Annotated in this window: 22 protein-coding genes; 9 read left to right on the forward strand and 13 right to left on the reverse strand. The window is 69.1% G+C overall.

Annotated elements, in window-relative coordinates; translation table 11 throughout:
• Window positions 1-76: 76 nt before the first annotated feature.
• The 5 genes from A9976_RS09590 to A9976_RS09610 all read right to left on the reverse strand — a co-directional run bounded on the left by A9976_RS09590 (window position 77) and on the right by A9976_RS09610 (window position 5,660).
• On the reverse strand, window positions 77-1,147 hold the full coding sequence (locus A9976_RS09590; protein ID WP_183018808.1) for a FecR domain-containing protein: 1,071 nt from the start codon (window positions 1,145-1,147) through the stop codon (window positions 77-79).
• Entirely contained in the window at window positions 1,144-1,704 is a 561-nt protein-coding gene (locus A9976_RS09595) for an RNA polymerase sigma factor (RefSeq protein ID WP_183018809.1), read from the reverse strand. Before A9976_RS09595 ends, A9976_RS09590 begins: the two co-directional genes overlap by 4 nt.
• A gap of 134 nt (window positions 1,705-1,838) precedes the next feature.
• On the reverse strand, window positions 1,839-4,367 hold the full coding sequence (locus A9976_RS09600; RefSeq protein WP_183018810.1) for an ATP-binding protein: 2,529 nt from the start codon (window positions 4,365-4,367) through the stop codon (window positions 1,839-1,841).
• A gap of 25 nt (window positions 4,368-4,392) precedes the next feature.
• Window positions 4,393-5,289: an ABC transporter substrate-binding protein gene (locus A9976_RS09605; protein ID WP_183018811.1), complete on the reverse strand. Its 897-nt coding sequence runs from the start codon at window positions 5,287-5,289 to the stop codon at window positions 4,393-4,395.
• The gene (locus A9976_RS09610; RefSeq protein WP_183018812.1) at window positions 5,289-5,660 is read right to left on the reverse strand and encodes a response regulator transcription factor; all 372 of its coding nucleotides are present in this window, start codon (window positions 5,658-5,660) and stop codon (window positions 5,289-5,291) included. Before A9976_RS09610 ends, A9976_RS09605 begins: the two co-directional genes overlap by 1 nt.
• Window positions 5,661-5,773: 113 nt before the next feature.
• Between A9976_RS09610 and A9976_RS09615 the strand changes: the two genes are divergently transcribed.
• Window positions 5,774-6,409 (forward strand): response regulator, encoded by a 636-nt coding sequence (locus A9976_RS09615; protein WP_183018813.1) that lies wholly within the window; start codon window positions 5,774-5,776, stop codon window positions 6,407-6,409.
• Window positions 6,406-7,179 (forward strand): response regulator, encoded by a 774-nt coding sequence (locus A9976_RS09620; RefSeq protein ID WP_183018814.1) that lies wholly within the window; start codon window positions 6,406-6,408, stop codon window positions 7,177-7,179. Before A9976_RS09615 ends, A9976_RS09620 begins: the two co-directional genes overlap by 4 nt.
• Window positions 7,180-7,260: 81 nt before the next feature.
• Here A9976_RS09620 and A9976_RS09625 read toward each other — a convergent pair whose 3' ends face one another.
• Window positions 7,261-8,454, reverse strand: coding sequence for an MFS transporter (locus tag A9976_RS09625; protein WP_183018815.1), 1,194 nt, complete (start codon window positions 8,452-8,454; stop codon window positions 7,261-7,263).
• 95 nt (window positions 8,455-8,549) lie between these two features.
• Here A9976_RS09625 and A9976_RS09630 point away from each other — a divergent pair, with 95 nt between their 5' ends.
• Window positions 8,550-9,137 carry a TetR/AcrR family transcriptional regulator gene (locus tag A9976_RS09630; RefSeq protein WP_183018816.1) on the forward strand — a complete coding sequence of 196 codons (588 nt, stop codon included), beginning with the start codon at window positions 8,550-8,552 and terminating at the stop codon, window positions 9,135-9,137.
• On the opposite strand, the gene A9976_RS09635 is transcribed toward A9976_RS09630, so the two are convergent.
• Entirely contained in the window at window positions 9,134-10,513 is a 1,380-nt protein-coding gene (locus tag A9976_RS09635) for a PLP-dependent aminotransferase family protein (protein ID WP_183018817.1), read from the reverse strand. The genes A9976_RS09630 and A9976_RS09635 overlap by 4 nt on opposite strands.
• Window positions 10,514-10,635: 122 nt before the next feature.
• On the opposite strand from A9976_RS09635, the gene A9976_RS09640 reads away from it, so the two are divergent.
• Window positions 10,636-11,499, forward strand: a complete 864-nt coding sequence (locus tag A9976_RS09640) for a DMT family transporter (RefSeq protein ID WP_183018818.1) — start codon at window positions 10,636-10,638, stop codon at window positions 11,497-11,499.
• A gap of 47 nt (window positions 11,500-11,546) precedes the next feature.
• On the opposite strand, the gene A9976_RS09645 is transcribed toward A9976_RS09640, so the two are convergent.
• Together A9976_RS09645 and A9976_RS09650 are read right to left on the reverse strand one after the other, a co-directional pair.
• Window positions 11,547-12,476, reverse strand: a complete 930-nt coding sequence (locus tag A9976_RS09645) for a tripartite tricarboxylate transporter substrate binding protein (protein ID WP_183018819.1) — start codon at window positions 12,474-12,476, stop codon at window positions 11,547-11,549.
• Between the two features lie 3 nt (window positions 12,477-12,479).
• On the reverse strand, window positions 12,480-13,409 hold the full coding sequence (locus A9976_RS09650; RefSeq protein WP_183018820.1) for a LysR family transcriptional regulator: 930 nt from the start codon (window positions 13,407-13,409) through the stop codon (window positions 12,480-12,482).
• Window positions 13,410-13,554: 145 nt separating this feature from the next.
• Here A9976_RS09650 and A9976_RS09655 point away from each other — a divergent pair, with 145 nt between their 5' ends.
• Window positions 13,555-14,943 (forward strand): hypothetical protein, encoded by a 1,389-nt coding sequence (locus A9976_RS09655; protein ID WP_183018821.1) that lies wholly within the window; start codon window positions 13,555-13,557, stop codon window positions 14,941-14,943.
• 279 nt (window positions 14,944-15,222) lie between these two features.
• Window positions 15,223-16,113, forward strand: a complete 891-nt coding sequence (locus A9976_RS09660) for a LysR substrate-binding domain-containing protein (protein ID WP_183018822.1) — start codon at window positions 15,223-15,225, stop codon at window positions 16,111-16,113.
• An 84-nt stretch (window positions 16,114-16,197) separates the two neighbouring features.
• Here the strand turns inward: A9976_RS09660 and A9976_RS09665 are convergent, their stop codons facing one another.
• Window positions 16,198-16,554, reverse strand: a complete 357-nt coding sequence (locus A9976_RS09665) for a hypothetical protein (RefSeq protein WP_183018823.1) — start codon at window positions 16,552-16,554, stop codon at window positions 16,198-16,200.
• Between the two features lie 214 nt (window positions 16,555-16,768).
• Between A9976_RS09665 and A9976_RS09670 the strand changes: the two genes are divergently transcribed.
• Window positions 16,769-18,847 (forward strand): bifunctional 2',3'-cyclic-nucleotide 2'-phosphodiesterase/3'-nucleotidase, encoded by a 2,079-nt coding sequence (locus A9976_RS09670; protein WP_183018824.1) that lies wholly within the window; start codon window positions 16,769-16,771, stop codon window positions 18,845-18,847.
• 81 nt (window positions 18,848-18,928) lie between these two features.
• Here the strand turns inward: A9976_RS09670 and A9976_RS09675 are convergent, their stop codons facing one another.
• Entirely contained in the window at window positions 18,929-19,555 is a 627-nt protein-coding gene (locus tag A9976_RS09675) for a PaaI family thioesterase (RefSeq protein ID WP_183018825.1), read from the reverse strand.
• 105 nt (window positions 19,556-19,660) lie between these two features.
• Between A9976_RS09675 and A9976_RS09680 the strand changes: the two genes are divergently transcribed.
• Both A9976_RS09680 and A9976_RS09685 read left to right on the forward strand, forming a co-directional pair.
• On the forward strand, window positions 19,661-20,167 hold the full coding sequence (locus A9976_RS09680; RefSeq protein WP_183018826.1) for a MarR family winged helix-turn-helix transcriptional regulator: 507 nt from the start codon (window positions 19,661-19,663) through the stop codon (window positions 20,165-20,167).
• Between the two features lie 35 nt (window positions 20,168-20,202).
• Window positions 20,203-21,486, forward strand: coding sequence for an MFS transporter (locus A9976_RS09685; RefSeq protein ID WP_183018827.1), 1,284 nt, complete (start codon window positions 20,203-20,205; stop codon window positions 21,484-21,486).
• A 30-nt stretch (window positions 21,487-21,516) separates the two neighbouring features.
• Here A9976_RS09685 and A9976_RS09690 read toward each other — a convergent pair whose 3' ends face one another.
• Window positions 21,517-22,176, reverse strand: a complete 660-nt coding sequence (locus A9976_RS09690) for a Smr/MutS family protein (protein WP_013803859.1) — start codon at window positions 22,174-22,176, stop codon at window positions 21,517-21,519.
• A gap of 68 nt (window positions 22,177-22,244) precedes the next feature.
• Complete coding sequence (locus tag A9976_RS09695; RefSeq protein WP_183018828.1) at window positions 22,245-24,815, reverse strand: TonB-dependent receptor; 2,571 nt, start codon at window positions 24,813-24,815, stop codon at window positions 22,245-22,247.
• Window positions 24,816-24,913 lie beyond the last annotated feature (98 nt).

The raw sequence follows: 24,913 nt of genomic DNA on the forward strand, positions 1-24,913 counted from the left end.
CTCCTGGATATCGGTTGTGCTCGCCTGTATGACGGAGCAGCCCGCCGGATCCCTGATGTGCGTTGGCCGTTTTTTTTCAGTTTTCTGGTTTTTTGCCCGGCGCGACGTGGCGCGGGGTCAGCCAGGTGGCGCCGTTGCGTTCCTGCACGCGCACGGCGGCGATGCGCGGCAGCGCGTCCAGGAAGCTTTCCACATCGCCGCGCTGCACGGCGGCGGTGATGCGCGGTCCTCCGTCAGTGCCTTCGGCCAGTGCGGCACGCACGGGCTGGCGGCGCCAGCGCGACAGCGTGGCCGCGATCTCGCCCAGCCCGGCGCCGTCGAAGACGATGAGGCCGCGTTCGATGGACGAGAAGCTGTCGCGCGCATCGCGCTGCACGCGGCGGGGGCGGGGGCGGGGCAGAGTGCCATCGGCATCGTGCGCGCCATCGGTGCCTGCATCCGGCATCTCTCCCACTTCGCCGGCGTGCAGCAGCAGCGCCTGATGGCCCTGCGCGTCGCCTTCGCCCGCCAGGCGCACCGTTCCATGCTCCACGCTCACCCGCACCAGGCCCGGCAGCCGGTTGACCGTGAAGCGCGTGCCCAGCACGGTGATGCGCGCCTGGCCTGCGTCGATGGTGAAGGGGCGGTCTGCATCCCTGGCCACGTCGAACAGGGCCTCGCCCTGCTCCAGCACCACGGCGCGCCGTCGGCGGGAGTAGCGCGTGGCGATGCGGCTGGCCGGCCCCAGGGTCAGCGTGCTGGCGTCGGGCAGGCGCAGCACGATGCGCTCGCCAATCGCACTGTCGCGGGCCAGGGCGGACAAGGTGGAGTCCTGCCAGGCATGCCAGCCGCGCAAGGCCAGCACACCCGCCGTGCCCAGGCCGGCAATGCCCAGCACGCCGCGGGTGATGGCGGCGCGGCGGGTGTGGCGGCGTGTGTCGCGGCGCTGGCGTGCGGCGGTGTTCACGGCCGTGGCCAGGGCCTCGGCCCGGGGCGTGGAGTCGAAGTCCTGCCACAGCGCCTCGAAGGCGGCGTATTCGGCGGCGTGGCGCGGGTCGGCATCCATCCAGCGGCGCCAGGCAGCGGCATCGGCGGCGCCCGCCTGCGCTCCCGCATCCCGGTGCATGCGTATGAACCAGCGCGCTGCCTCCTCGCGCGGCTTGCTCATGGCGCGAGCAGCTCGCGTGCGGCGCGCAGGTCCAGCAGGGCGCGCATCAGGTGGCGCTCCACCATGTTCAGGCTGATGCCCAGCATGGCGGCAATCTGGGGCTGGGAATGGCCTTCCACCTTGCACAGCCAGAACACCTCGCGGCAGCGCGGTGGAAGCCCTTCGATGACCCGCTGGGCGGCGGCCAGGCGCTGCTGCAGATCGGCCAGCACCTCGGCGGAAGGCGCAGTGAATGCTTCCTGCAGGGCGGTGGCGTCCGCGCACCTGCCGGGGGCCGTGGAGTCCGGCTCGCCTGCCAGGTCGGGCAGTGGCACGAAGCGGCGTTCATGCGCCATCTGGTCGGCCAGCACGGTGCGCGCCACCACGCGCAGGTAGGCATGCGGCTGGGCGATGCCTTCATGCCGGCCGCTCAGGGCGTAGCGCACAAAGGCGTCATGCAGCACATCCTGCGCACGGTGGATGCAGCGCGTGCTGCGCCAGATGGCGGGCAGCAGGCTGCCATAGGCCCAGCGCAGGTCCAGGCCCAGCCAGGCTGCGGGAGTCGGATGGCGTGTCATACAAACGGGGAGGGAAGGCGGGCAGGCAGGGGCGAGCGAAGTGATGGCATTCTAAATGAGACTTTTTCTCATTTGCCATCACCTGTTCGTCGCCTGTTGCTTGCCGACCGCACATGCTCCGCGCGGCGGTGCCGCTACAGCAACTCCGCCGGGCGCGTCTCCGGTGCGCCGCTGCGGCAGGGCAGGGTGATGCGAAACACCGATCCGCCTTCGGAGCGGTTGCTGGCGGCGATGGTGCCGTCCATGGCGTCGATGATCTTGCGGCAGATGGCCAGGCCCAGGCCCGTTCCACCCGAGCCGTTCTTGGTCTTGCTGGACTGAACGAAGGGCTGGAAGATCTTGTCCAGTTCCTGCGGCGGAATGCCCGGCCCCTGGTCGGAGACGGCGATGCAGATGTCGCCCTGTCCGTCGATGCGGCCCTGCACATCGATGCGCCCGCCAATGGGCGAGAACTTGATGGCGTTGGCCAGCACATTGCGCACCACCTGCTGGAAGCGCACGGGGTCGGCCTTGGCGATCAGCGGCGCCTCGTCGAGCTCCAGCCGCAGGTCGATGAGCTTTTGCTGCTGCTGCGGCTCCAGCTCGCGCACCACGGGCCGGATCAGGCTCCTGAGGTCGATGCGCTCCACGTGGATGGTTCCCACGGCGCTTTCCAGCTTGGCGACATCCAGCAGGTCGTTGACCAGGGCCAGCATGCGTATGCCCGCCTCGTGGATGTCGTTGAACATGTCGGCCATGGCGGCATTGCCGCGCGAGCGCAGTGCGCCCAGCTCGGCAAAGCCCATGATGGACTGCAGCGGGGTGCGCAGCTCATGGCTCATGTTGGCGACGAACTCCGATTTCACGCGGAAGGCCTCTTCGGCCGCGTCGCGGGCTTCGCGGGTGGCATGCTCGGCCGCGCGGAATTCGCTCACGTCCACAAAGATGCTGAGCACGCCGGTGATCCGGCCCTGGGCATCCTTGACTGCCGCCTTGGAGATCTGCACGTCGCGGTAGCTGCCGTCCACATGGGGCAGCCGGGCCTCCAGCACCATGCGCTGGCCCGAGCGCAGCACGACCTGGTTGCTGCGCATCTGCAGCAGGGCATCGTCGAGCGAGTGCAGGCCCTTGATCTCGTGGCCGAGCACGGCGTAGCGGCCGCGGCCGAAGAAGTCCTCCCAGGCCTTGTTGACCAGGGCCACGCGCTGGTCCGCGTCGGTGACCAGCATGGGCAGGGGCGTGGTCTCGAACAGCAGGTGCTGGAAGGCCAGCTGGGTCTGCAGCTCCTGCTGGGCCTTCCAGCGGGCGGTCACGTCCACGGCGCTGCCGGCAAAGCCCACCAGCCGGCCATCGCGCAGCAGGGGCACCACGGCGATGTCGCAGAGCATCTCCCGGTTGCCCGGCAGGCGGAACATGGCCTGGCAGTTGCGCGGTGCCAGCCGTGCCAGGGGATCGAGCAGGGCCTTGATTTGCGCCAGGTACGGGCCGTCCACGATGCTCTCCAGCGGCTGGCCCACGGCCTCGGCGCTGGGCTGTCCGGTCAGTTGTTCCCAGCGCGCGTTCACGAAGGTCAGCCGGCCGTTGCTGTCGGTTCGGAAGATGAGTTCCTGCACGCTGCGCATGAGCACGGCCATCTCATGCTCGCTGCGCGCCAGGCGCGCCTGTGCCTGCTCCATGGCCTGCAGCGCCGACTTCTGGACCCTGCGGGTCTTGAGCACCGACCAGCTCAGGCCCAGCACCAGGGCCAGCAGGGCCATGCCGGCCACGAAGAAGGCAAAGGCGTTGTCCCGCCAGCGCGCCACCATGGCCGCGTAGGGCTCCTCCACCACCAGCAGCAGCGGCCAGTTGCGCACGGCGCGGAAGGACACGATCTGGTGGCGGCCCAGCATGCCCGCGCCGATGTAGGAGCCGAATTCGCTGTGCGGCAGCCATTCCTGGAACAGCGGCGTCTGCAGCGCGGCGGCCGCCTGCACGCCCGTGCCCGCATTGGTGCTGGCCAGGGGCCGGCCGTCATAGGTCAGCAGCACGGCCTCGTAGCTGAGGGTCTCCAGCGTGGCCTGGTAGAAGTTGGCCACTGCGTCCGGATTGATCAGGGCCACCAGCACGGCGGGCATGCCGTTGTCCTGGTGAAAGGCCAGCAACTGCGGCAGGAAGGACACGCCGCGCGGCGTCGGGCGCGCCCGTGGCGCCAGCGACGACAGGCTGCGGCCGGGCACCAGCCGGCCCAGCTGGGGCTTGCCGGGGATGAGGACGGCCGCCTTGTCGTGCAGCAGATCCTGCGTGTCGATCTGCTGGCCGGCCTCGCCGGCCTGGGTGCTGGCCAGGATGAGGCCCTTGTCGTCGATCAGCGCCATGCTGCGCAGGTAGGGCAACTGGGCGATCAGCAGGGCCATGGCGGCCTCGCGCGTGCCGCGCGCACTGCCTGCGGCCACGATGGCCGGGTTGTGCGCCAGGCTGGCCAGGGCCATTTCGGTGTTCTCGAAGGTCTTGGCCGTCTGGTCCTCCAGCACGCGGGCCAGCAGCGCGGCCTGGGACTTGCTCTGGTCGGCCTCGACATGCAGCTGGCTCCAGACGAAGAGCACCAGTCCGGCGAGCACGCACAGCGCAAAGGTCAGCACCAGTGCCTTGATGTGGGCACTGCGCCGGGCTCCCAGAAAATGATGCGCAGCAGCTCGTTCAGACATGATGAAGATGCTCAAATCGGACGTCTCAGGGCGCGACGATGGCTGTCAAGCCGTTGTGGCGCGCCGCCCTGTCCAGGCGGCCGTCGCGCTTGATGTCCGAGACGAACTGGTTCAGGCGCGCCAGCCACTGGGCGTCGGCAGGGCTGACCGCATAGCCGTAGGGCAGCACATGGAAGGGCTTGGGCGGCGCGATCAGCTGCATCCAGTCCGAGCTGTCCAGCAGCTTGCGGCTGTACGGGTAGTCGGTCATGAACACGTCCACGCGCCCGGCCATGAGTTCCTTTTCGCGGGTTTGCGGCGGCTCCACCAGCATCAGGCGCGCATGCTTGAGCGTCTCGCGCATCACCGGCTCCATGAAGGTGCCGCGCTGCACGGCCACCTGCACGCCGGGCTGGTCGATGTCGGCCCAGCTGCGCACGGCGGGATTGCTCTTGGTGGTGATGCCGTAGATATCGCTGCTCAGGTAGGGTTGGGTGAAGCGCAGCTGCTGCTGGCGCTGCGGCAGGATGCCGACGGCGAACATGGCCACGTCGCAGCGCGACTCCAGCAGGTCGGGCACCAGCCGCGAGAAGGACGAGTCCACATGCTGCAGCCGCGCGCCAAGGTCCTTGGCCAGCTCTGCCGAGAGCTCCGCGTCGATGCCCGTGAGCCTGCCCGTGCGTGCGTCACGGTAGGTGATGCCGTAGTAGTCGGGCCAGATGCAGACCTTCAGCGTGTGGCTGCTCGCCACGCGGTCCAGCACCTCGCCGGCCCGTGCTGTGCCAGGCCCCATGGCCAGCACCGCGACCCAGACCGGCACCAGTGCCAGCAGTACCGCCTGTACAACGGGCAGCACGACGGCCTGCACCAGCGCGTACAGGCGCGCGGCGTTCCCGGACGGTATCCGCCATCGGCCCGCGGCGGCCTGCGTGTGCATCGTCATCAGTCGCTCCTGTAAAGACTGGCCATGGTCTCCAGCAGCCGGCTCGGGCTGAAAGGCTTGAGCAGGTATTCGTCGGCACCGGCATTGAAGCCCGCCTCGCGGTCCTGCGCACTGCCCCGGGCTGTCAACAGGATCACCCGCGTGTGCCGCAGATCGTAGGAGGTCTTGATGCGGCAGCACACCTCCAGGCCGTCCAGCGTGCCCGGCATCATCATGTCCAGCAGCACGACATCGGGCTTGCTGCGCTGGGCCAGGGCCCAGGCTTCGTCACCGGTCGGCGCCTCCATGACTTCATATGCGCTGGACTCCAGCGTCATGCGCAACAGCTTGCGGATGTCGGCCTGGTCTTCGGCGATCAGTATCTTCTTCATGGCGGGCCTTTCGCAACGCAGTTGAAGGGGTCTGCGCTGGATTGAATCATAAATATCAGATTCATCAAATTTCTATTGAATTTCTTAATCGTATTTGATGCAAAATTGCTGCCATGTCCGAGAACAGCACCCCACCAGGCCAAACCCCGCACTACACAACCGCCGAAGTGGCCAAGCTGCTGGGCATGGCGGTGCGGTCGGTTCAGCTCATGGTCGATCGCGGCGAGCTGGAGGCCTGGAAAACCCCCGGGGGGCACCGGCGCATCACGCGCGCTTCCGTGGAGCGCTGGCGCGGCAGGCAGGGCGATCCGGCAGCGTCCGGGACGCCAGCGGCGGCCCCGGCGCCCGCTCCCGCGCAGGCCGGCACGGGCCCGCGCGTGCTGCTGATCGAGGACTCCGTGCATTTCCAGAACCTGGTGCGTCTGCTGGTGCAGCGCCACTTCCCGGAGGTGCAACTGCACGTGGCGCACGACGGGATCACCGGCATGGCGCTGTACGGGCAGATCCAGCCCGATGTGCTGCTGGTGGACATCCTGCTGCCCGACATCGACGGCGCGGCCCTCATCACCACCTTGCGCACGCATGAGCAGTTCGCGCGCTGCAAGCTGCTGGTGGTCACTTCGCTGGATGCGGCAGAGCGCGAGGCCTATACCTTTGCCCTGGGCGGCGTGCGCGTGATCCACAAGCCCCAGCTCGTGCAGGAACTGCCCGAGGCGCTGGGCGAGCTGCTGGGCGGGCAGGCAGCGTGAACCCGACCCATCCTGCGGTCCTGCTGGTGGAGGACGATGCCTCGATTGCGCGATTCGTCACGCTGGCGCTGGAGGGCATGCCCCTCACGCTGGTGTCCTGCACGAGTGCGGAGCAGGCGCAGCAGCTGCTGCAGAGCCAGCCCTTTGCCCTGCTGATCACCGACCTGATGCTGCCCGGCGCCTCCGGGGTCGAGCTCATCGAATGGCTGCGCTGCTCCCCGCAGGCCGGCTGCAGCGCCGTGGTCTTCAGCGCCGGCGTGCGGGCCGACGTGGCGCTGCGGCTGGAGCAACTGCAGGTCTGGGGCGTGCTGCGCAAGCCCGTGTCGGTGGCGCAACTGGTGGACTGCGTGGAAGCGGTGCTGGCGGCGCAACCGGCCGGGTCGGCCGGGCCGGCCAGCGTGCAAGCCGCCGATACGGATGCGGATATGCCGGCGGATGGCGGAGCGGCTGCCGTCGCCACCTACTTCGGCGGCGATGCCGCCCTGTTCCACAGCTACCGCGCCAGCTGTCTTGAGCAGCTGCCCGCCGATGTGGCGCTGGGCGAAAACCTGCTGGCCGCGCGCGACGCCGCGGCGCTGCGCCGGCTGGCGCACAGCCTCAAAAGCGTGCTGCGCCTGCTGGGGCAGGAGCAGTCCAGCGGCCTGGCGCAGGCGCTGGAGCAGGCCTGCCTGGCCAGCGACTGGCCGCGCGCCGCCGATGCCTGGCGGCAACTGGGCGCGGCCCTGCTGGGAATGCTGGAAGGCGCGGGCCAGCGGCCCCGGCGCGGCTGACGCGCAGTCCGGCGCCGTTGCAGCCCGCAGCGGCGTTGTCCCCAGCACTGCAGCCCCCGAGGGCGCACGCCGGCCAACGCATCAAGACGCAGCCGCGGTCCTTGGCAACCGAGTCCCCGCCAGCGCCAGCCCGGCGAACAGCATCAGCATCAGGCCGTAGCCATAGGTGACCGGCAACAGGCCGAAGTGCGCAGCCGCCATGCCCGCCGCGATGGCCGGCGTGCTGAACGCCAGGTAGCTGGCGATATAGATGGCCGAGATCAGGGCGCCGCGCTCGTGCGGCTCGGCCAGCGGGATCACGCTGCGCAGCGCGCCCTGGAAGCCCACGCCGAAGCCTGCGCCCGCCACCACCGAGGCACCCAGCACCAGGGGCAGGCTTTGCAGATGGGCGCCGACCAGCAGCAGGGCCACGCCGGCCAGCAGGCCGCTGCCGCCGAACTGCAGCATGGCGCGCGGCGCGCGGCTGCGCAGCGTCCAGATGGCGGCGGCGGCGCTCAGCGTGTTGATGCACACGGCAAAGCTGGCCGCGACCTCCGAGCCCGTGACCGAGCGGATCATCGACGGGCCCAGCGACAGGTAAAAGCCCCCCAGCGCCCACACAGTGATGCTCATGGGCAGCACGCGCATGAAGTCGGCCCGGGCCTGGCCCGGAATCCGCACGCGCGGGCGCATGGCGGCCAGCGCGCCGGGGCGGCGCGCACCTGTCTCGGGCAGCACCGCCATGGCGGCGGCCACGGCCACGAAGATCAGCGCCATGAGCCAGAACACCAGGCCCAGCTGCTGGCGCCACAGCTGCGCGAACTCGCCCGCCACGACAATGCCCGCCGCCATGCCGACCATGGGCGCCATGGTGCTCACCAGCGTGCCGCGCTCGCGGTGCAGATCCAGCAGCGCCGCGCCCATGGCCGCACTGGCCATGCCCGTGGCAAAGCCCTGCAGCACGCGCGCCAGCACCAGGGCCTGCACGTCCCCCGCGCGGGCGAACACCGCCATCGAGACGATCTCCAGCACCAGCGCCGCCAGGATCACGGGCTTGCGGCCCAGGTGGTCCGACAGCGCGCCCGTGGTGAGCAGGGCCAGCAGCAGGCTCAGCGCATAGACCGCGAAGACCAGGGTCAGCATGCCGGAGGAAAAGCCCCAGTCCTGCTGGTAGAGCCGGTATAGCGGAGTGGGCGCGCTGGAGGCCGCGAAGAAGCTGCCCAGGCCGAAGGCCAGGACGGCCAGGCTGCGGCCAGGCCGCAGGACGGAAGTGGGGGATGGTTGCAGGGCTGGCATGGTTAAAAGGCTTGTCGCACAATTAATGCAAAGTTTTTGCGTTAGCGAATTCTGCGCTTGTGCGCTGCTAATGCAAATTTTTAGCTTTAATAACCATGAGCACGCAAGTCCCATCCCTTTCCAAAACAGGCGGTCCCGCCCGTCCCGGCGGACGCAGCGCGCGCATCCAGGCCACGGTCTACCAGACCGTCAAAAGCCTGCTGGAAACCATGCCGCGCGAGGAACTGAGCTTTCCGCTCATCGCCGCCCAGGCGGGCGTGACGCCGTCCACCCTCTACCGGCGCTGGGGCGACATACAGCAGCTGCTGGCCGATGTGGCCGTGGAAATCATCCGGCCCACGGCGCCGCCACTGGACACGGGCACGCTGGAGGGCGACCTGCTGGCCTGGGCAGAGCAGTTCCTGGAGGAGTCGGCCTCGCCCCTGGGCCGCACCATGCTGCGCGACATGGCCGCCGCAGCGGGCAACGAGCACACGCCCTGCGCCTGCGTGGAAATCCTGCGCGGGCAACTGGCGCAGATCGGCGAGCGCGCGGCGCGGCGTGGCGAGGCGATGCCCGCTGCGGACACCCTGATCGACGCGCTGGCAGCGCCCATCGTCTACCGCGTGCTGTTCGACCTGCCGCCGTCCCTGGAGCACGTGCAGGCACGGGTGCGCGGCCTGCTGCAGGCTGAAACGGCCTAGCCCTTCAGCGCGCGCGCCAGCACCTCGAAGATCCGCGCATCCGAGCACTGCGCCACATTGAAGCGCAGGAAATCGCCTGCGCTCTGCGACTGGCTGAAGGCATTGCCGGGTGCCAGTACCACGCCATCCTCCAGGCAGGTGCGCGCAAGCGCCGTGGCATCCATGCCCCCGGGCAACTGGCACCACAGGAACATGCCGGCCTGCGGCACCAGCCAGGGCTTCATGCCCAGGGCCTGCAGCCGCGCGGCCGTGCGTTCCATTTCCTGCGCCAGCCGCAGCCGCACGGACTCCATATGCCTGCGGTAGCCGCTGTCGGTCAGCGTGCGCAGCACGATGTCGGCGGCCATGCGCCCGCCCCCGAAGTTGGTGGCGATCTTCAGGTCCGCCAGGTCCTGCGTCCAGTCGGGCCGCGCCGCGATGAAGCCGCAGCGCAGCGAGGCCGACACCGTCTTGGAGAAGCTGCCGATCTGGATCACGCGCGACAGGCCGTCGAAGGCCGCCAGCCGGGGCGCCGCATGGGTCTCCAGGTCGCAGAAGATGTCGTCCTCCACGATCACCAGGTCCGAGCTGTCGGCCAGCTTCAGGATGCGGTGCGCCACCAGTGGCGACAGCGTGGCGCCGGTCGGGTTGTGGATGGCCGAGTTGGTGATGTACAGGCGTGGCGAATGCGCCTGCAGCGCGGCGGCGAACCGGGCCACGTCGGGCCCCTGCGGCGTGTAGGGCACGCTCACGGCCTGCACGCGGTGCGCCTTGAGCAGCGCATGGAAATTGAAATAGCAGGGGTCGTCGATCAGCACCGTATCGCCGGGCTCCAGCAGGAAACGGCAGACCAGGTCGATGGAGTGCGTGCCCGACTCCGTCAGCAGGATCTGCTCGGGCGAGGCCTCCAGCCCCATGGCGGCCATGCGCCGCGCCAGCAGGCGGCGCAGTGCCGGGTGGCCCAGCGGCGTTGCGTACTCCGTCAGCTCCAGCGTGCCCGAGCGCGCCAGGGAGCGCAGCGCGCGGCGCACGCCCTCCTCGTACAGCCATGAAGGAGGCAGCCAGCCGCAGCCCGGCTTGAGCGCGTGGGCATCTGCCTGCAGCGACTGGCGGGCCAGCCACAGGGGGTCGACCTCCCTGTCCACGCGCGGCCCGATACCGCCCAGCGCCAGCGGCGCCACCGGCCCCGCCACATAAAAGCCCGAGCCGGGGCGCGAGGCGATCACCCCCTCGGCCGCCAGCCGTTCGTAGGCCTCCACCACGGTGGAGACCGACACCTGCATGGCCTGTGCCTGCGCGCGCACCGAGGGCAGGCGCGTGCCGGGCAGGTAGGTGCGCGAGGCGATGCGCGACTGGATCTCTTCCATCACCGCCTGGATGCGTGTGCCGCTGCGCATGGCTGTTCTCTCTTCTGTAGTGGTTTTGTGTGCATAACAGTTCTTTTGAATTGTATTGGACTGTCTATGGATGAACCGCCTGCGCACTGGTCCACTGCCGGCTGCCAACAAGGAGTTTTTCGATGGACAGAACAAGCAGCGGGTGGATCAACGGATTCATCGGCGTGGCGATCTTCGCGGGATCGCTGCCGGCCACCCGCGTGGCGGTCGCCGACCTGGACCCCACCTTCCTGACCTGCGCGCGCGCCAGCATCGCGGCATTGCTGGCCCTTGCCTTGCTGCTGGTGCTGCGCCAGCCGCGGCCTGCGCGGGCCGACATGCCTTCGCTGGCGCTGAGCGCGCTGGGCGGCGTGGTGGGCTTTCCGCTGCTCACCGCGCTGGCGCTGCAGTACGTCACCTCGGCGCATTCCATCGTCTTCGTGGGCCTGCTGCCCCTGTCCACGGCCGTGTTTGCCGTGTTGCGCGGCGGCGAGCGCCCGCGCCCGGCGTTCTGGCTGTTCTCGCTGGCGGGCGCGGCCTTCGTGGCCGGCTATGCGGCCGTGGGCGGGGTCGGGGGCTCGCTGCGCGGCGACCTGCTGATGCTGGCCGCCATCATCGTCTGCGGCCTGGGCTATGCCGAGGGCGCGCGCCTGTCGCGCACGCTGGGCGGCTGGCAGGTCATCAGCTGGTCACTGGTGCTGGCCCTGCCCGTCATGCTGCCGGCCGCCCTGCTCAGCATGCCGGCATCGCTGGCCGATGTGGGCCGGCCCGCATGGCTGGGCCTGGCCTATGTCTCGCTGTTCAGCATGCTCATCGGATTCGTGTTCTGGTACCGGGGCCTGGCACAGGGCGGCATTGCGGCCGTGGGCCAGATCCAGCTGCTGCAGCCCTTCATGGGCCTGGGCCTGGCGGCCGTGCTGCTGCATGAGCAGGTGAGCTGGGGCATGGTGCTGGTCACCATGGCCGCCGTGGTCTGCGTGGCCGGGGCGAAGAAGTACGCGCACTGAGCCGGGCAGGTTGGGGGCGGGTACGGGACAGTGAGTGCGACGTGGCGCTAGCGCCCGGCCTCGCGCATCACCTGCTGCGCGAACTCTGCGGCCGAACCCTCGAACGGCTGGTTGCTGGCCGCCTCCAGCCGGCTGCGGATGGACGGCGCGCGCAGCGCCTGCGCCACCCAGGCGTTGAGGCGCTGGACCAGTGCTGGCGCCATCTGCGGTGGCGCGAACAGGCCGAACAGCGAATCCAGGTTGGCTTGCGCATGGCCCAGCTGCGCCAGCGTGGGCACCTCGGGCAGGGCCGCCAGCCGCTGCGGCGCGCCCACGGCCAGGGCCTTGAGGCGGCCCGCGCGTAGCGCCTGCAGCTGCAGCGGTGCCACATTGGTGGACAGCAGCTCGAAATGCCCGGCCAGCGCATCGTTGAGCTGCTGGCCCCCGCCCTTGTAGGGCACATGCACGATAGGAATGCGCGTGGCCTGCTCTATGCGCTGCAGCACCGCGTGCCCCGTCGTGCCCTCGCCCGTGGTGGCCCAGCGTATGCCGCCGGGCATGCCGCGCGCCTCGGCCAGCATGCCTTCGAAATCTGTCGCCTTCAGCGCCGGTGTGCCCACCAGCAGCATGGGCGTGCGCATCACGCCGGCCACGGGCGTCACGGAGGCTGCGGCCAGGCCCACGGCGGTGGCGGCGGCAAAGACCAGGGTGCGTCCGTCGGGCGCGCTGCGCGCCAGCAGCTCCAGCGCCACGGTGCCGCTGGCGCCGGGGCGGTTGTCCACGATCACGGCCGTGCCCCATTGCTGCGCCAGTTGCTCGGCCAGGGCGCGGGCCACCATGTCGCTGACACCGCCTGCGGGGTAGGCCACCACGATCCGCAGGCTGGCGCCCTGCCGGGCGGGCCGGGCCGGTGACGCCTGGGCGGGCCAGGCCAGCGCGCAGGCACCCGCCGCCAGCAGGGCGCGCCGGCCGGTATCGGTGCCTTGCAGTGTCCGCATGCCTCAGCCGCCCGGTGCCTGGTGGCGCTGCGCCAACTCGCGCGCCAGGGCGATGAAGGTGCCCACGGGACCTGCGCCGCCTGCTTCCGAGCCGGCCTCGCGGTGCACCAGGGTGAGCGGCGCACCCAGCCGCACGGTGGGCTCGAAGGCGCGGTAGACCACGGCCTCGGGATGGGCGCCGCGCACCGAGGCCGGCACGATGGACAGGCCCACGCCCGCCGCCACCAGGTTCACATTGGTCATCATGCGTTCCACCTCGGCGGCCACCTCCACATGCACCCTGTGCCGGGCGCACAGCGCCAGCAGATTGGCATACAGACCCGGCGCGCCCGTGCGGCGCACAAGGATCAGGCGCTCGCCGTCGAGCTGCCTGAGCGCCACGGGCCGCGATGCATCGCGCGCCAGGCGGTGGTCCACGGGTATGGCCAGCAGCGCGGGCTCCTGCAGCAGCGTCTCGAACACCAGGCCCTCGGGCCGTGCCACCGGCACGCGCAGAAAGCCGCAGTGCATGCGACCGGCCTGCACGGCCTCGGTGATCTCGGCGGCGTTGTTCTCGCTCACATCGAGCGCAAGGTCGGGATGTCGGCCCCGGCACAGGCGCAGCACCTCGGGCGTGAAGGCATGGGCCGCCGCCGAGCTGGTGAAGCCCACATGGATGCGCCCGCGCTCGCCGCGCGCAAAGGCCTGCATGCGGTCGCGCATGGCAGTGAAGTCGGCCAGCAGCCGCGCGGCCTCGCCCTGCAGCTCCAGGCCCGCGTCGGTCAGGTCCACGCCCTTGGGGTGGCGCCGGAACAGGGCAATGCCCAGCTCCTCCTCCAGCGCGCGGATCTGCTGCGACAGCGGCGGCTGCTGCATGCCCAGCAGCTCGGCCGCGCGCGTGATGTGGCCGGTATCGGCCACGGCCAGGAAGTAACGGAGATGGCGCAGTTCCATATATGTGAAAAGTATCCAGCCGATATCCTAAAAATCTTTGAAATATTGGACAAGCCTCTACAGAATCCCATCCAGTCACCGATGCGACCGCTTGCCGAGGCGCGGCAGGTGACATCCAACAAGAAGCCAAGACAGGAGACAAGACATGCAAGCATCCGCGTATTTCCCCCTGCGTCCCGCCAGCGCCTCGCTGCTGGCCGCGCTCGCCCTGGCCGGCTGCGGCGGCGGCTCGGCCGTGCTGCACGGGCCGGTCACCTCCATCGAGACCGCGCCCAAGAGCACGGCCTGCCCCGCCGAGATTCCTGCGGGCGTCAGCTGCTGGGCCGGGCAGGACTCCAAGGGCGCCTACTACCTGATCGCCAAGCCCGCGCAGTGGAACGGCACCCTGGTGCTGCACGCCCATGGCGGCCCCGACCTGGCCGCGCCCACCGCCGACCGTGCGGCCGAAGACCTGGTGCGCTGGTCCATCATGGTGCGCGCAGGCTACGCCTGGGCCGGCTCCACCTACCGCCAGGGCGGCGTGGAAGTGCGCGCCGCCGCCGAGGACACGGAGCGCCTGCGCGGCATCTTCCGCCAGCATGTGGCCAGGCCGCAGCGCACCATCCTGCACGGCCAGTCCTGGGGTGCGGGCGTGGCGGCCAAGGGCGCGGAAATGTTCAACGAGCAGACCGTGGGCGAGCGCCCCTACGACGGCGTGCTGCTGACCAGCGGCGTGCTGGGCGGCGGCACCCATGCCTATGACTTCCGCACCGACCTGCGCGTGGTCTACCAGTACCTGTGCGCCAACCACCCGCGCCCCAATGAGCCGCAGTACGCGCTCAACCTGGGCCTGCCCGCAGACGCCAAGATGCGCCAGGCCGACGTGGCCCTGCGCGTGAACGAATGCCTGGCGCTGGACAAGCCCGCCGCCCAGCGCACGGCCGCGCAGCAGGCGAAGATCGACACCATCACCAAGGTCATCAAGATCCCCGAGAGCGCCATCCAATCGCACATGAACTGGGGAACCATGCACTTCCAGGACATCTCTGCCAAGCGCACGGGCGGCGCCAGCCCCTTCGGCAACGAGGGCGCGGTCTATTCGGGATCGACCGACGATGCCGCGCTCAATGCCGGCGTGCTGCGCTACCGCGCCGACCCTGCGGCCTACCGCAAGTTCGCCGATGACACCGACCCTGTGGGCAAGATTGCCGTGCCGGTTCTCTCGGCCAAGTGGATCAGCGACCCCACGGCCTTCGTGGAGCTGGATGCGCGCTTTCGTGCGGTGATGCAGCAGGGCGGCAGCGGTGACCGGCTGGTGCAGACCTTTACGCGGCAGGGGACGCACAGCTATATCAGCGATGCGACCTATCCCACTTTGATGACTGCGTTGATGCAGTGGGTGGAGGCGGGGGTGAAGCCGACTGCGGCGGGGATTGCTGCGGCCTGTGTGGGGAATGAGGCCAGGTTTGGGGTGGGGTGCAGTTTCGATGCGGCTTATGTGCCTGCTGCGTTGGGGGCTCGGGTGCCTGAGAGGCAGCGGCCTGCCTTGCAGTGAGCTTGCCTCTGCATTGAGCTTGTTTTTGACCCTGCCGGGGAGGTGTTTTTCGAGGCCGGGTTTCGGTCCGGCGGCCGACCTGCTTTCTTTGAGTCGTCAACGGTACGCCGGCTGAAGAAACGCAGGCCAAAGAAAGACGACCCGAATCCATCCATCAGATTGAAATACTGCCCGGGCTGATGGATTTCGTGGACGACAGCGACGACGCATGAGCGGCCCTGGCGGGCCCGTCTCTCTGTGAGAAACTGGCCCGCCGTACTCCCTCCCTTGCCTGCACCCATGGAACTGCGTCAGCTGCGCTACTTTGTCGATATCGCCAAGACCGAGCACCTGACGACATCGGCCAGGAACCTCTATGTCACGCAGTCCACTCTCTCGCATGGGCTGCGCCAGCTGGAAGAGGAGCTGGGCATGGCGTTGTTCGAGCGCATTGGCCGGGGGCTGAAGCTGTCGCAGGCGGGCGTGGTGTTCCGCAACTATGCGGAGCGTGCGCTGCATGAGGTGGAGGCCGGGCGCATGGCGCTGGCCGACCTCAGCGAGCTGCAGACCGGCACGCTGACCATCGGCGTGATTCCCACCTTCCTCAACACCCTGGTCGCCCCGGCCGTGGCAGCTTTCATGCGCGCCTATCCCAAGGTCAACGTAGTGGTGATCGAGCTGCTGGCGCCGCCCGTGGAGCAGGGATTGCTGGACGGCAGCCTGGACCTGGGCGTGAGCTTTCACCCGCCCCAGCGCGCCGAGCTGGACGCGCTGCCGCTGTTCGACGAACGCATGATGCTGCTGGTCAACCCATCGCATCCGCTGGCCGGGCGCCGCACCCTGTCCGTCAAGTCGCTGGCCGGCGTGCCGCTGGCCTTGCTGCCGCGCACGTTCCATACGCGCAGCCTGATCGAGGACGGGCTGCGCACCGCAGGGGTCACGCCCTTGCTGCGCGCGGAAATGGGCTCGGTGGAGTCACTGATCGCGCTGTGCCGCTGGGGCGACATGGCCACCATCGTCCCCGAGCGCGCTGCCCAGCAGGCCACGGACATGGTGGCCATCCACCTGGTCGCCCCCCAGCTCATCCGCACGGCAGGCCTTCTATGGCGTCGCGGTGCCAGCTACAGCGCAGCGGCGCGCGAGTTTGCGGCGCAGCTGGCACCCGCCACGCGAACCAGCCTGGGCCGCTGAAACAAGAACGCAGAGGGTCGAGCGCGGCACCGGCCGCCAACACCGCGTATGCCGATGCGGGCTCCATCGTGGAGCCCGCTTTTTCTACATGGGTCCCTTCAAAAAGCCCTTGTCCTTCATCTCCCGGATTTCCTGGTCCATCCCTCGGCTGTCCCGATCCAGAATTTGCTGAACCCTTTCGGCTCCTCTGCCATAGAAGCGGCAAAAGCCCGGCCGCTGTGTGGCATCCACCTTGGGCGCGTTGGCCTTGAGCGTGGCGTAGTCCTTTTCCTGGGCCTTGATGTAGTCGTCCGGTATGGAACCGTTGGCTTTGAGAGTGCCGCCCAGCTTTTCCATCTTCTGCATTGCATCCACGCATTCAGGAGGCAGTGGCTCGGCACGGGGCACACAGGCCTGCATGGTGGTTGCGATCACGGCGAGGGCCAAGAGAGGGACGCGCATGGGAGAAATGTAGCAGCCCTGTCCGTGCAGGCATCACCGCCGAACACCGGCCTTGGCAGGAAGTTCGTCGCACGCGTTGCGGGCAGCATGGCTTCGTCTGGTGGCCTGGGGCCTGCACCCTGGCATGGCAAGGGAAGGCCGGGTCGCCAGCTGTCACACCCCTGTAAACCCCCTCCACCACACTCACCCCCTTCACCATCCCCACAAAAACCACATGCCGCTGAGCAAACTCCCCACATTGCAATCCCTGCTCCTGTCCCGCCGCCTAGCGCTGAGCGTCCTGGCCAGCGCCGCGCTGGTGGCCGCCTGCGGTGGCAGCGACAGCAACGACAGCACGACGCCCCCGGTGGCCAGCCAGCCCGCGACGGCCACGCTGGCCGTGCTGGAGACCACGGATCTGCACTTCAACGTGCGCAGCTATGACTATTTCAAGCTGGCGGAGGATGCCTCCTACGGCTTCGAGCGCACGGCCACGCTGGTGCGTGCGGCGCGCAAGGAGTTTGCCAATACGCTGCTGGTGGACAACGGCGACACCATCCAGGGCACGGCCCTGGCCGACTACGAGGCCGAGGTGGCCAGGATTCCCTGCACGCAGCAACTGTCCATGTACAAGGCCATGGGCGCGCTGGGCTTCGATGCGGGCACGCTGGGCAACCACGAGTTCAACTACGGCCTGCCGTTCCTGAACCAGGTGCTGGGCGGCGGCCTGGACGTGGACGGCGTGGACAAGGCGCTCAAGTGCGCGGGCAATGGTTTTCCGATGGCGCTGTCGAATGTCTACAGCAGCAAGACCAAGCAGCCGCTGGTGCAGCCCTACGTCATTCTGGAACGCAAGATCGCGGCCAAGGACAAGGATGGCAAGGCGGTGGAGCTGCCCATCAAGATCGGCGTGATCGGCTTCACCACGCCGGGCATCATGAACTGGGACAAGCGCTATCTGGAGGGCAAGCTCTACACCGAGGGCGCCGTGGAGTCCGCCCAGAAGTACCTGCCCGAGATGCGCGCCAAGGGCGCCGACGTGGTGGTGGCCATGCTGCACGGCGGCCTGGACGGCGCGGCCTACTCGCCGACGATGGAGAACCCCGGCCTGCACCTGAGCAAGGTGGCCGGCATCGACGCCATGGTCATGGGCCACCAGCACAGCGTGTTCCCCGATGCGGCGGCCACGCCGGCCTTCACGCAGGCGGGCGTGGACAACAAGGCCGGCACCATCAACGGCGTGCAGTCGGTGATGGCCAGTTCCTGGGGCAAGGCGCTGGGCGTGATCCAGCTGGCGCTCAAGTGGGACGGCAAGCAGTGGAGCGTGGACAAGAGCGCGGGCAAGAGCGAGCTGCGCAATATCCAGACCGGCAAGGACGCCGCAGGCAAGGCCACCTACGTGGCCGTGGACCCGACGGTGGCACCGCTGATCGAGAGCCAGCACCAGGCAGCCATCCAGTACGTGAAGACGCCCATCGGCAGCACGGACTTCCGCATGAGCACGCTGTTCGCCGATGTGGGCGACCCGGGCGCCATCCAGATCGTCAACCAGGCGCAGCGCGACTATGTGGCCGACTATGTGAAGGCCAGCCTGCCGCAGTACGCGCAACTGCCCGTGCTGTCGGTGAGCGCGCCGTTCAAGTCGGGCTTCCAGGGCGGCGCCGACTACACCGACGTGGCCGCGGGCCCGCTGGCCATCTACAACGCGGCCGACCTGTACCTGTACCCCAACACCGTGTATGCGGTGAAGGTGAACGGCGCCGACATCAAGGACTGGCTGGAGGCCGCTGCCAAGCGCTTCAACCAGATCGACCCGGCCAAGACGGGCGAGCAGCAACTGATCAGCACCTTCCCGGGCTACAACTTCGACATGTTCACCACGGCCGATGTGCAGTACGAGATCGACGTGACCCAGCCCGTGGGCAGCCGCATCAGGAACCTGCAGTACCTGGGCAAGGCCATCGACCCCGCGCAGGAGTTCGTGATCGCCACGAACAACTACCGCGCCACCAGCGGCAAGAGCTTCATCGCCAAGCTCGACGGCTCCAGCGCCATCTGGGCCTCGCCGGACGCCAACCGCGACGTGGTGATCGGCTACGTGCGCAAGAACGGCAGCATCACGCGTGCCGCCAATGGCGCGGCCAAGAGCTGGCGCTTCACCAAGGTGGCCACCTCGGCCAACGTGGTGTTCAGCTCCGGCGCCAACGCGCTGCCGGTGGCGCAGGCGGCGGGCCTGGCCAACATCTCGCTGGTGGCGGCCGATGATGGCTCGGGCAAGGGCACGTCCAAGTACCGCCTGGATCTGTCGAAGTAAGCCGGACTGACCGAGAAAACGAGAAAAAGCCCCGTGCCAGGCGCACGGGGCTTTTTGCATTGGTGGCGGCTTTCCGCGTGTTCAGCGTGCCGGAGGCAGCTCGAAGACCAGGCAGGTGGTGGTGGCATGGGCGTAGAGCGTGCCATCGGGGCCGACCAGGCGCGCCTCGGCCGTGGCCAGCTGGCGGCCGCAGTGCAGCACGCGGCCCTCGGCGCGCACGCGCGGCACGCGCGGGGTCAGTGCCTTGACCAGGTTCACCCCCAGCTCGGCCGTGGTATAGCCCCGGCCCGGTGGCATGCAGGTGTGGACGGCGCAGCCCAGTGCCGAGTCCAGCAGGGTGGCGAACCAGCCGCCGTGCACCGTGCCCATGGGGTTGAGGTGGTTGGCGCCGGGGCGGCCCTGGAAGACCGCGCTGCCTTCGCCCACGGAGATCAGCATGAAGTCCAGCGTGCGTGCAATGGGCGGGTAGGGCAGCTCGCCGCGCAGCATGGCCTGCATCAGCTCCAGCCCGTTGCGGCCTGCGACCTGGTCGGGGCGCGACACGCCTGCGCCGGGGCCGGCGTCCAGCCGCAGGGAGACCGCCTGTTCCTCGTCCAGCCAGGCTTGCAGGGCAGGGGAGATGGAGCTGGAGCTGGAGGTGACGCTGGAGGTGACGCTGGAGGTTGCGTTGTGGGCGGCCTGCTCCGGGGCGTGGGTGCGCGTGTCCATGGAATGTCTCTCTTTCATCGGGAAAAGTGCGGGCGCCAGCCTGTCTGGAATGGCGGTATGGATATTATTGTACCTACAACAGTTGTATATGCAATAATATGTGCCATGCCAGTGAATCCAGACATCCTCGCCGTGCCCCAGGGCTGCACCAACCACCGCGTGCGCCAGCTCATGCGCAGCGTGGGCCAGGTGTATGACGCCCATCTGAGCGAGACGGGGCTGCGCATCACGCAGTACTCGCTGCTCAGCCATGTGCTGGCCGCCAGTCCGGTGCGGCCCTCGGACCTGGCGCGGCGCATGCGCATGGACGCCTCGACGCTGACGCGCAACCTCAAGCCGCTGATCGACGCCGGCTGGGTGCGCATGGGCCAGGGCGAGGACCAGCGCAGCCGCCTGGTGCACATCACCGACGCGGGCCAGGTCAAGCGCGAAGAGGCCAAGCAAAGCTGGAAGACGGCACAGAACGAGCTCAACGCCCGCGTGGGCCTGGAGCGCGTGGCGGCCCTGCATGCGCTGATCGACGAATGCCTGGTGCTGCTCGATGGCGGCAATGGCGATGGCGATGGCGATGGCGATGGCGATGGCAACGCTGCAGGCGGCCCGCAGGCATAGGCCCTACCGAATTCCCAACCCCCGAAGAGACTCCCATGCTCTCCAACTCCACGGCGCGCTGGCTGCAGCGGCGCGGCATCCACTACGGCTGGCTGGTCGCGGCCATCACCTTCCTCACCATGCTGACCATGTCGGCGGCGCTGGGCCTGCCGGGCGCCATGCTGCAGCCGCTGTCGCGCGAGTTCGGCTGGAGTACGGAGCAGATATCGAGCAGCCTGGCGCTGCGCTTTGCGCTGTTCGGCCTGCTGGGGCCGTTTGCCGCCGTGATGATGGAGCGCTTCGGCCTGCGTGCCGTGATGTGCATGGGCCTGGCCCTGGTGGGCGGCGCCATGGCGCTGGTGACGCAGGCCACGCAGCTGTGGCATCTGTTTTTGCTGTGGAGCCTGCTGCTGGGCATGGGCACGGGCCTGACGGCGCTGGTGCTGGGTGCCGTGGTGGCCAACCGCTGGTTTGCGGCGCGGCGCGGCCTGGTCATCGGCGTGCTCACGGCCAGTGCGGCCACGGGGCAGCTGGCCTTCCTGCCGCTGGCCGCCTGGATGATCGAGCACTGGGGCTGGCGCTCGGCCACGGTGCCGGTGTTCGTGGCCAGCGCCTTGATTGCCGTGCTGGCCCTGCTTTTCGTGCGGGACCGGCCTTCGGACCTGGGCCTGGTGCCCTTTGGCGGCGATGCATCGGCCCCGCCGCCGCCGGCCATGGCCATGAACTTCGGCACCCCGTTCAAGGTGCTGGCCGAGGCCGCGCGCAACCGCACCTTCTGGCTGCTGGCGGGCACCTTCTTCATCTGCGGCCTGTCCACCAACGGCCTGGTGCAGACGCACTTCATCTCGCTGTGCGGCGACAACGGCATGGGTGCGGTGCCCGCCGCGTCGGTGCTGGCCATGATGGGGGCCTTCGACTTCGTGGGCACCGTGCTGTCGGGCTGGCTGTCGGACCGCTACGACAACCGCAAGCTGCTGTTCTGGTACTACGGGCTGCGCGGCCTGTCGCTGTTCTGGCTGCCGCATTCGGAGTTCACCTTCTACGGCCTGGGCCTGTTCGCCATGTTCTACGGGCTGGACTGGATCGCCACGGTGCCGCCCACGGTCAAGCTCACGGCCCAGCATTTTGGGCCGCAGAAGGTGGGGCTGGTGTTCGGCTGGATCTTCGCGGCCCACCAGCTGGGCGCGGCCGCCGCTGCCTGGGGCGCGGGCCTGACGCGTACCCTGCTGCTGACCTATACGCCCGCGCTGTATGCGGCCGGCCTGGCCTGCCTGGTGGCGGCGGTGATGGCGCTGGTGATAGGGCGGGCGCGCAAGGCGGCGGCGGTGGCCGCGGCCTGAACACCATCACCGTTCACGCCATCCACGCCCTCAGTACAGCTGGCGCTTGCCCGGCTGCAGCAGGACGACCAGGGCGCCCGCGCCACCTTCGGCCGGGCGGGCCTGCACAAAGGCCAGCACTTCCTTTTTCTGCACCAGCCAGCGCAGCACGCGGCCCTTGAGCACGGGGGTCTTGCCCGGCGAGCCCAGGCCCTTGCCGTGCACCACGCGCACGCAGCGTATGCCGGTGCGGTGCGACAGGCGGATGAACTGGCCCAGCGCCTCGCGCGCCTCGTCCACGCGCAGGCCGTGCAGGTCCAGCTGGCGCTGGATGCTCCACTGGCCGGCGCGCAGCTTGTGGGTCACGTCCAGGCCGATGCCGGGGCGCCGGAAGCTGAGCTGGTCGTCGGTGTCCAGCAGGGTGCTGACGTCGAACTCGTCGCTCATGGCCTCCTGCAGCACGCGCTGCTCGTCCAGCTCCAGCTGCAGGGGCAGCGGCTCGGGGGGCTCGGGGGCATGGAGGTGGCGGGCGTGCGCGGACTTGAGCGCATGCACCGGGCCCACGGTGTTTTCGAACAGCTTTTGCTCGGCCAGGAGGCGGCGCGCCGCCTCGGCGCGCTGCTGCTGGAGCAGGGCCTCTTGGGCGGCGGCTTCGGCCAGTGCGCGGCGCACTGGCGCGAGGTCCTGCAGGCTGGTGGCTTTCAAAGTCATGGTGACGCCGGTTGTACCGCAATTTCGGCACCCCGGCGGCCATGGCGCCCTCTCGATGGCTGGCGAGTCTAGAAGCGATAGCGGGCGCTGACCTGGACATTGCGCGGCGCGCCGTACATGCCCGAGTACCACCAGCCGGACATGGCCGCGATGTACTTGCGGTCGAACAGGTTGTTGACGTTCAGCGTCAGCGACAGCTGGTCGCTCACGTCATAGCGGGCCATGAGCCCGGCCACGGCGTAGGAGGCCTGGCGTGCGCTGACCTGCTTGCCGACCTGCCAGGCTTCGCCGCTGTACTCGATGCCGCTGCTCCAGTTGACGCCACCGCCTACGGTAAGCCTGCGCCATTCGCCGGGCATGCGGTAGGTGGTCCACAGGCGGGCCATCTGGCGCGGGAAGGTGGTGTTGATGCGCTGGCCCGTGGCGTCTTCGGAGCTGCTGAAGTTGTAGGAAGCGGCAATCGACCATTGGCGGTTGATGGCGCCGTTGACTTCCAGGTCCAGGCCCCGCGTCTTGGCGCCCTTGATGGCGCGCGACGCGGTGGTGGTGGTGCCCGGGATGAACTGGCCGGGATCGGACTCGGCCAGGTTGTCCTGGCGGATGAGGTAGACGGCGGCGCTGGTGGCCAGGCGCCCGTCCAGGAATTCGCTCTTGATGCCGGCCTCGTAGGTGTTGCCTTCCTGCGGGTCCAGGAAGAAGCCGTTGCGGTCGCGCGAGTTCTGCGGGCTGTAGATGGTGGCAAAGCTGGCGTACAGCGTGTGCTGCGGGTTCAGCGTGTAGACCAGGCCTGCATAGGGCGTGAACACGCGGCGCTCCGACGAGGGCGAGGTCTGGTGGTATCCGTCCGTGGTGTCGGTGCGGTAGTCGCTGTCGTAGTTGAACAGCTTGCCGCCCACGATGAGCTTGAGGTCGTCGGCCAGCGCGAAGCGGCCGGCGCCGTACAGGCTGGTCTGGCGGCGCGTGCTGTCGAAGACCACGAAGCGGTCGCCGAACACCGGGCTGCCGCTGCTGTCCCACTGGTAGATGTTGACGGGCTTGTTGCGCAGGCCCGTGATGTCGAAGCTGCCGTCGGTCAGGCTCTGGAAGTCGGTGTAGTCGAAGCCCAGCACCGCCTCGTGCTCGCGCCCGCCCAGGTTGAAGGGGCCGCGCAGGTTGATGTCCACGGATTTGTTGCGCAGCCGGTAGTCGCGCCGCTCGGCGTTGAGCGACAGGCCATCGCCGGTCTCCCGGTCGAACAGGCTGTTGTTGACGGCCAGGTAGACCGCGTCTTCGCGCTGGTTGGAGCGCAGGTAGTTGGCCGAGAGCTTGAGCTGCCACCGGTTGGCCAGCGCCTGCTCCAGCGTGACGAAGGCGCTGGTGGAGTCGGTGTTGAAGCGGTTGTCGCGGCTGGCCGGGTTGAAGGAGACGGGGAAGTCGGTCTGCCGCCCGTCGCTGCTGAACAGCGGAAAGCCCAGGTAGGCCATGGAGCCGCGCGAGCGGCCGCGCTGGTGGTCCAGCCCGGCGGTGAGCTTGAGCGTGGAGGTCAGGTCGGCCTCGATCACGCCATAGAGCACGTCCTTTTTCCTGCTGTAGAAGTCGATGTGGCTGTCGCCCTCCTGGTGCACGGCGACCAGGCGGCCGCGCACGCTGCCCGAGGCGTTGAGCGGCGAGGACAGGTCCAGCACGCCGCGCCGGTTGCCCCAGGAGCCCACGCTGGCCTCGGCCGAGCCCTGGAACTGCGCCGTGGGCTTCTTGCGCACCATGTTGACGATGCCGGACGGATCGCCCGCTCCCGTGGTCAGGCCCGAGGCGCCGCGCAGCACCTCGATGCGGTCGTACAGCGCCATGTCGGCAATGCTTTGCGTGGGCAGGGCGTCCAGGCCCAGGAATTCGGTGTGCGTGCTGACGCCGTCGAGCTGGTAGTTGGTGATGGGGTAGCCGCGCGCATTGGCGTTGCTGCGCTCGGTGCCCAGAGCCGAGGTGGAGATGCCCGGCGCGCGCGCCAGCACGTCGCTGATGCTGGTGAGGTTTTCGTCCTCCATGCGCTGCTGGGTCATCACGCTGACCGACTGCGGCGTGTCGCGCACGCTCAGCGCCAGGCCCGTGGCCACGCCGCTGGGGCCGCGGGCGGTGTAGCTGCCCGTGCCTTCGGTCGTGCCCGGCCGGTCGGCCTGGGCGACCACCTTGACCTCGGCCAGCGCATGGTCCTGGGTGCGGCCCGGCACTGCCGTGGCCGATGACGCTGCGGGCGCGGAGGGGGCGGCCAGCACCGTGAGCGTGCCCTGGGGCGTGCGTGCCAGCCGCAGCCCGCTGTCGGCCAGCGCCAGCTGGGCGGCCTGCTCCACGCTGTAGCTGCCCCGGATGGCGGGCGCGCGCTTGCCGGCCAGCAGGGCCGGATCGGCGCTGATGCTGCGCTGGGCCTGGCGGGCGATGCGCGCCAGCGAGTCGTCCAGCGCGCCGGCGGGCAGGTTCCATTCCAGCGTGGCGGCTGCCTGCGATGGGCTGGCCGCCGCCGGCTGTGCCCAGGCCTGCGGCGGTGCGGACAGCGACCAGGCCAGCGCGGCGGCCACGGGCAGCAGCAGCGACGGCGGGCTCGGCCTGCGGTTTGCGGGCGTGCTGCCGGGCTGCGGGATACGGAGAGGGCGGCGTGCGGAGGCCATGGAGTCGGAGGTCCTTGTCGTTGCGGTGGAAATGAAGGGCTTTCATTCCGTATGTGCGACAAGGGCGGCAAAACCCCTCACGCGGCGCAAAAAAAGAT

The organism is Delftia sp. UME58 (genome assembly GCF_014170385.1).
GTDB lineage: Bacteria > Pseudomonadota > Gammaproteobacteria > Burkholderiales > Burkholderiaceae_C > Comamonas > Comamonas acidovorans.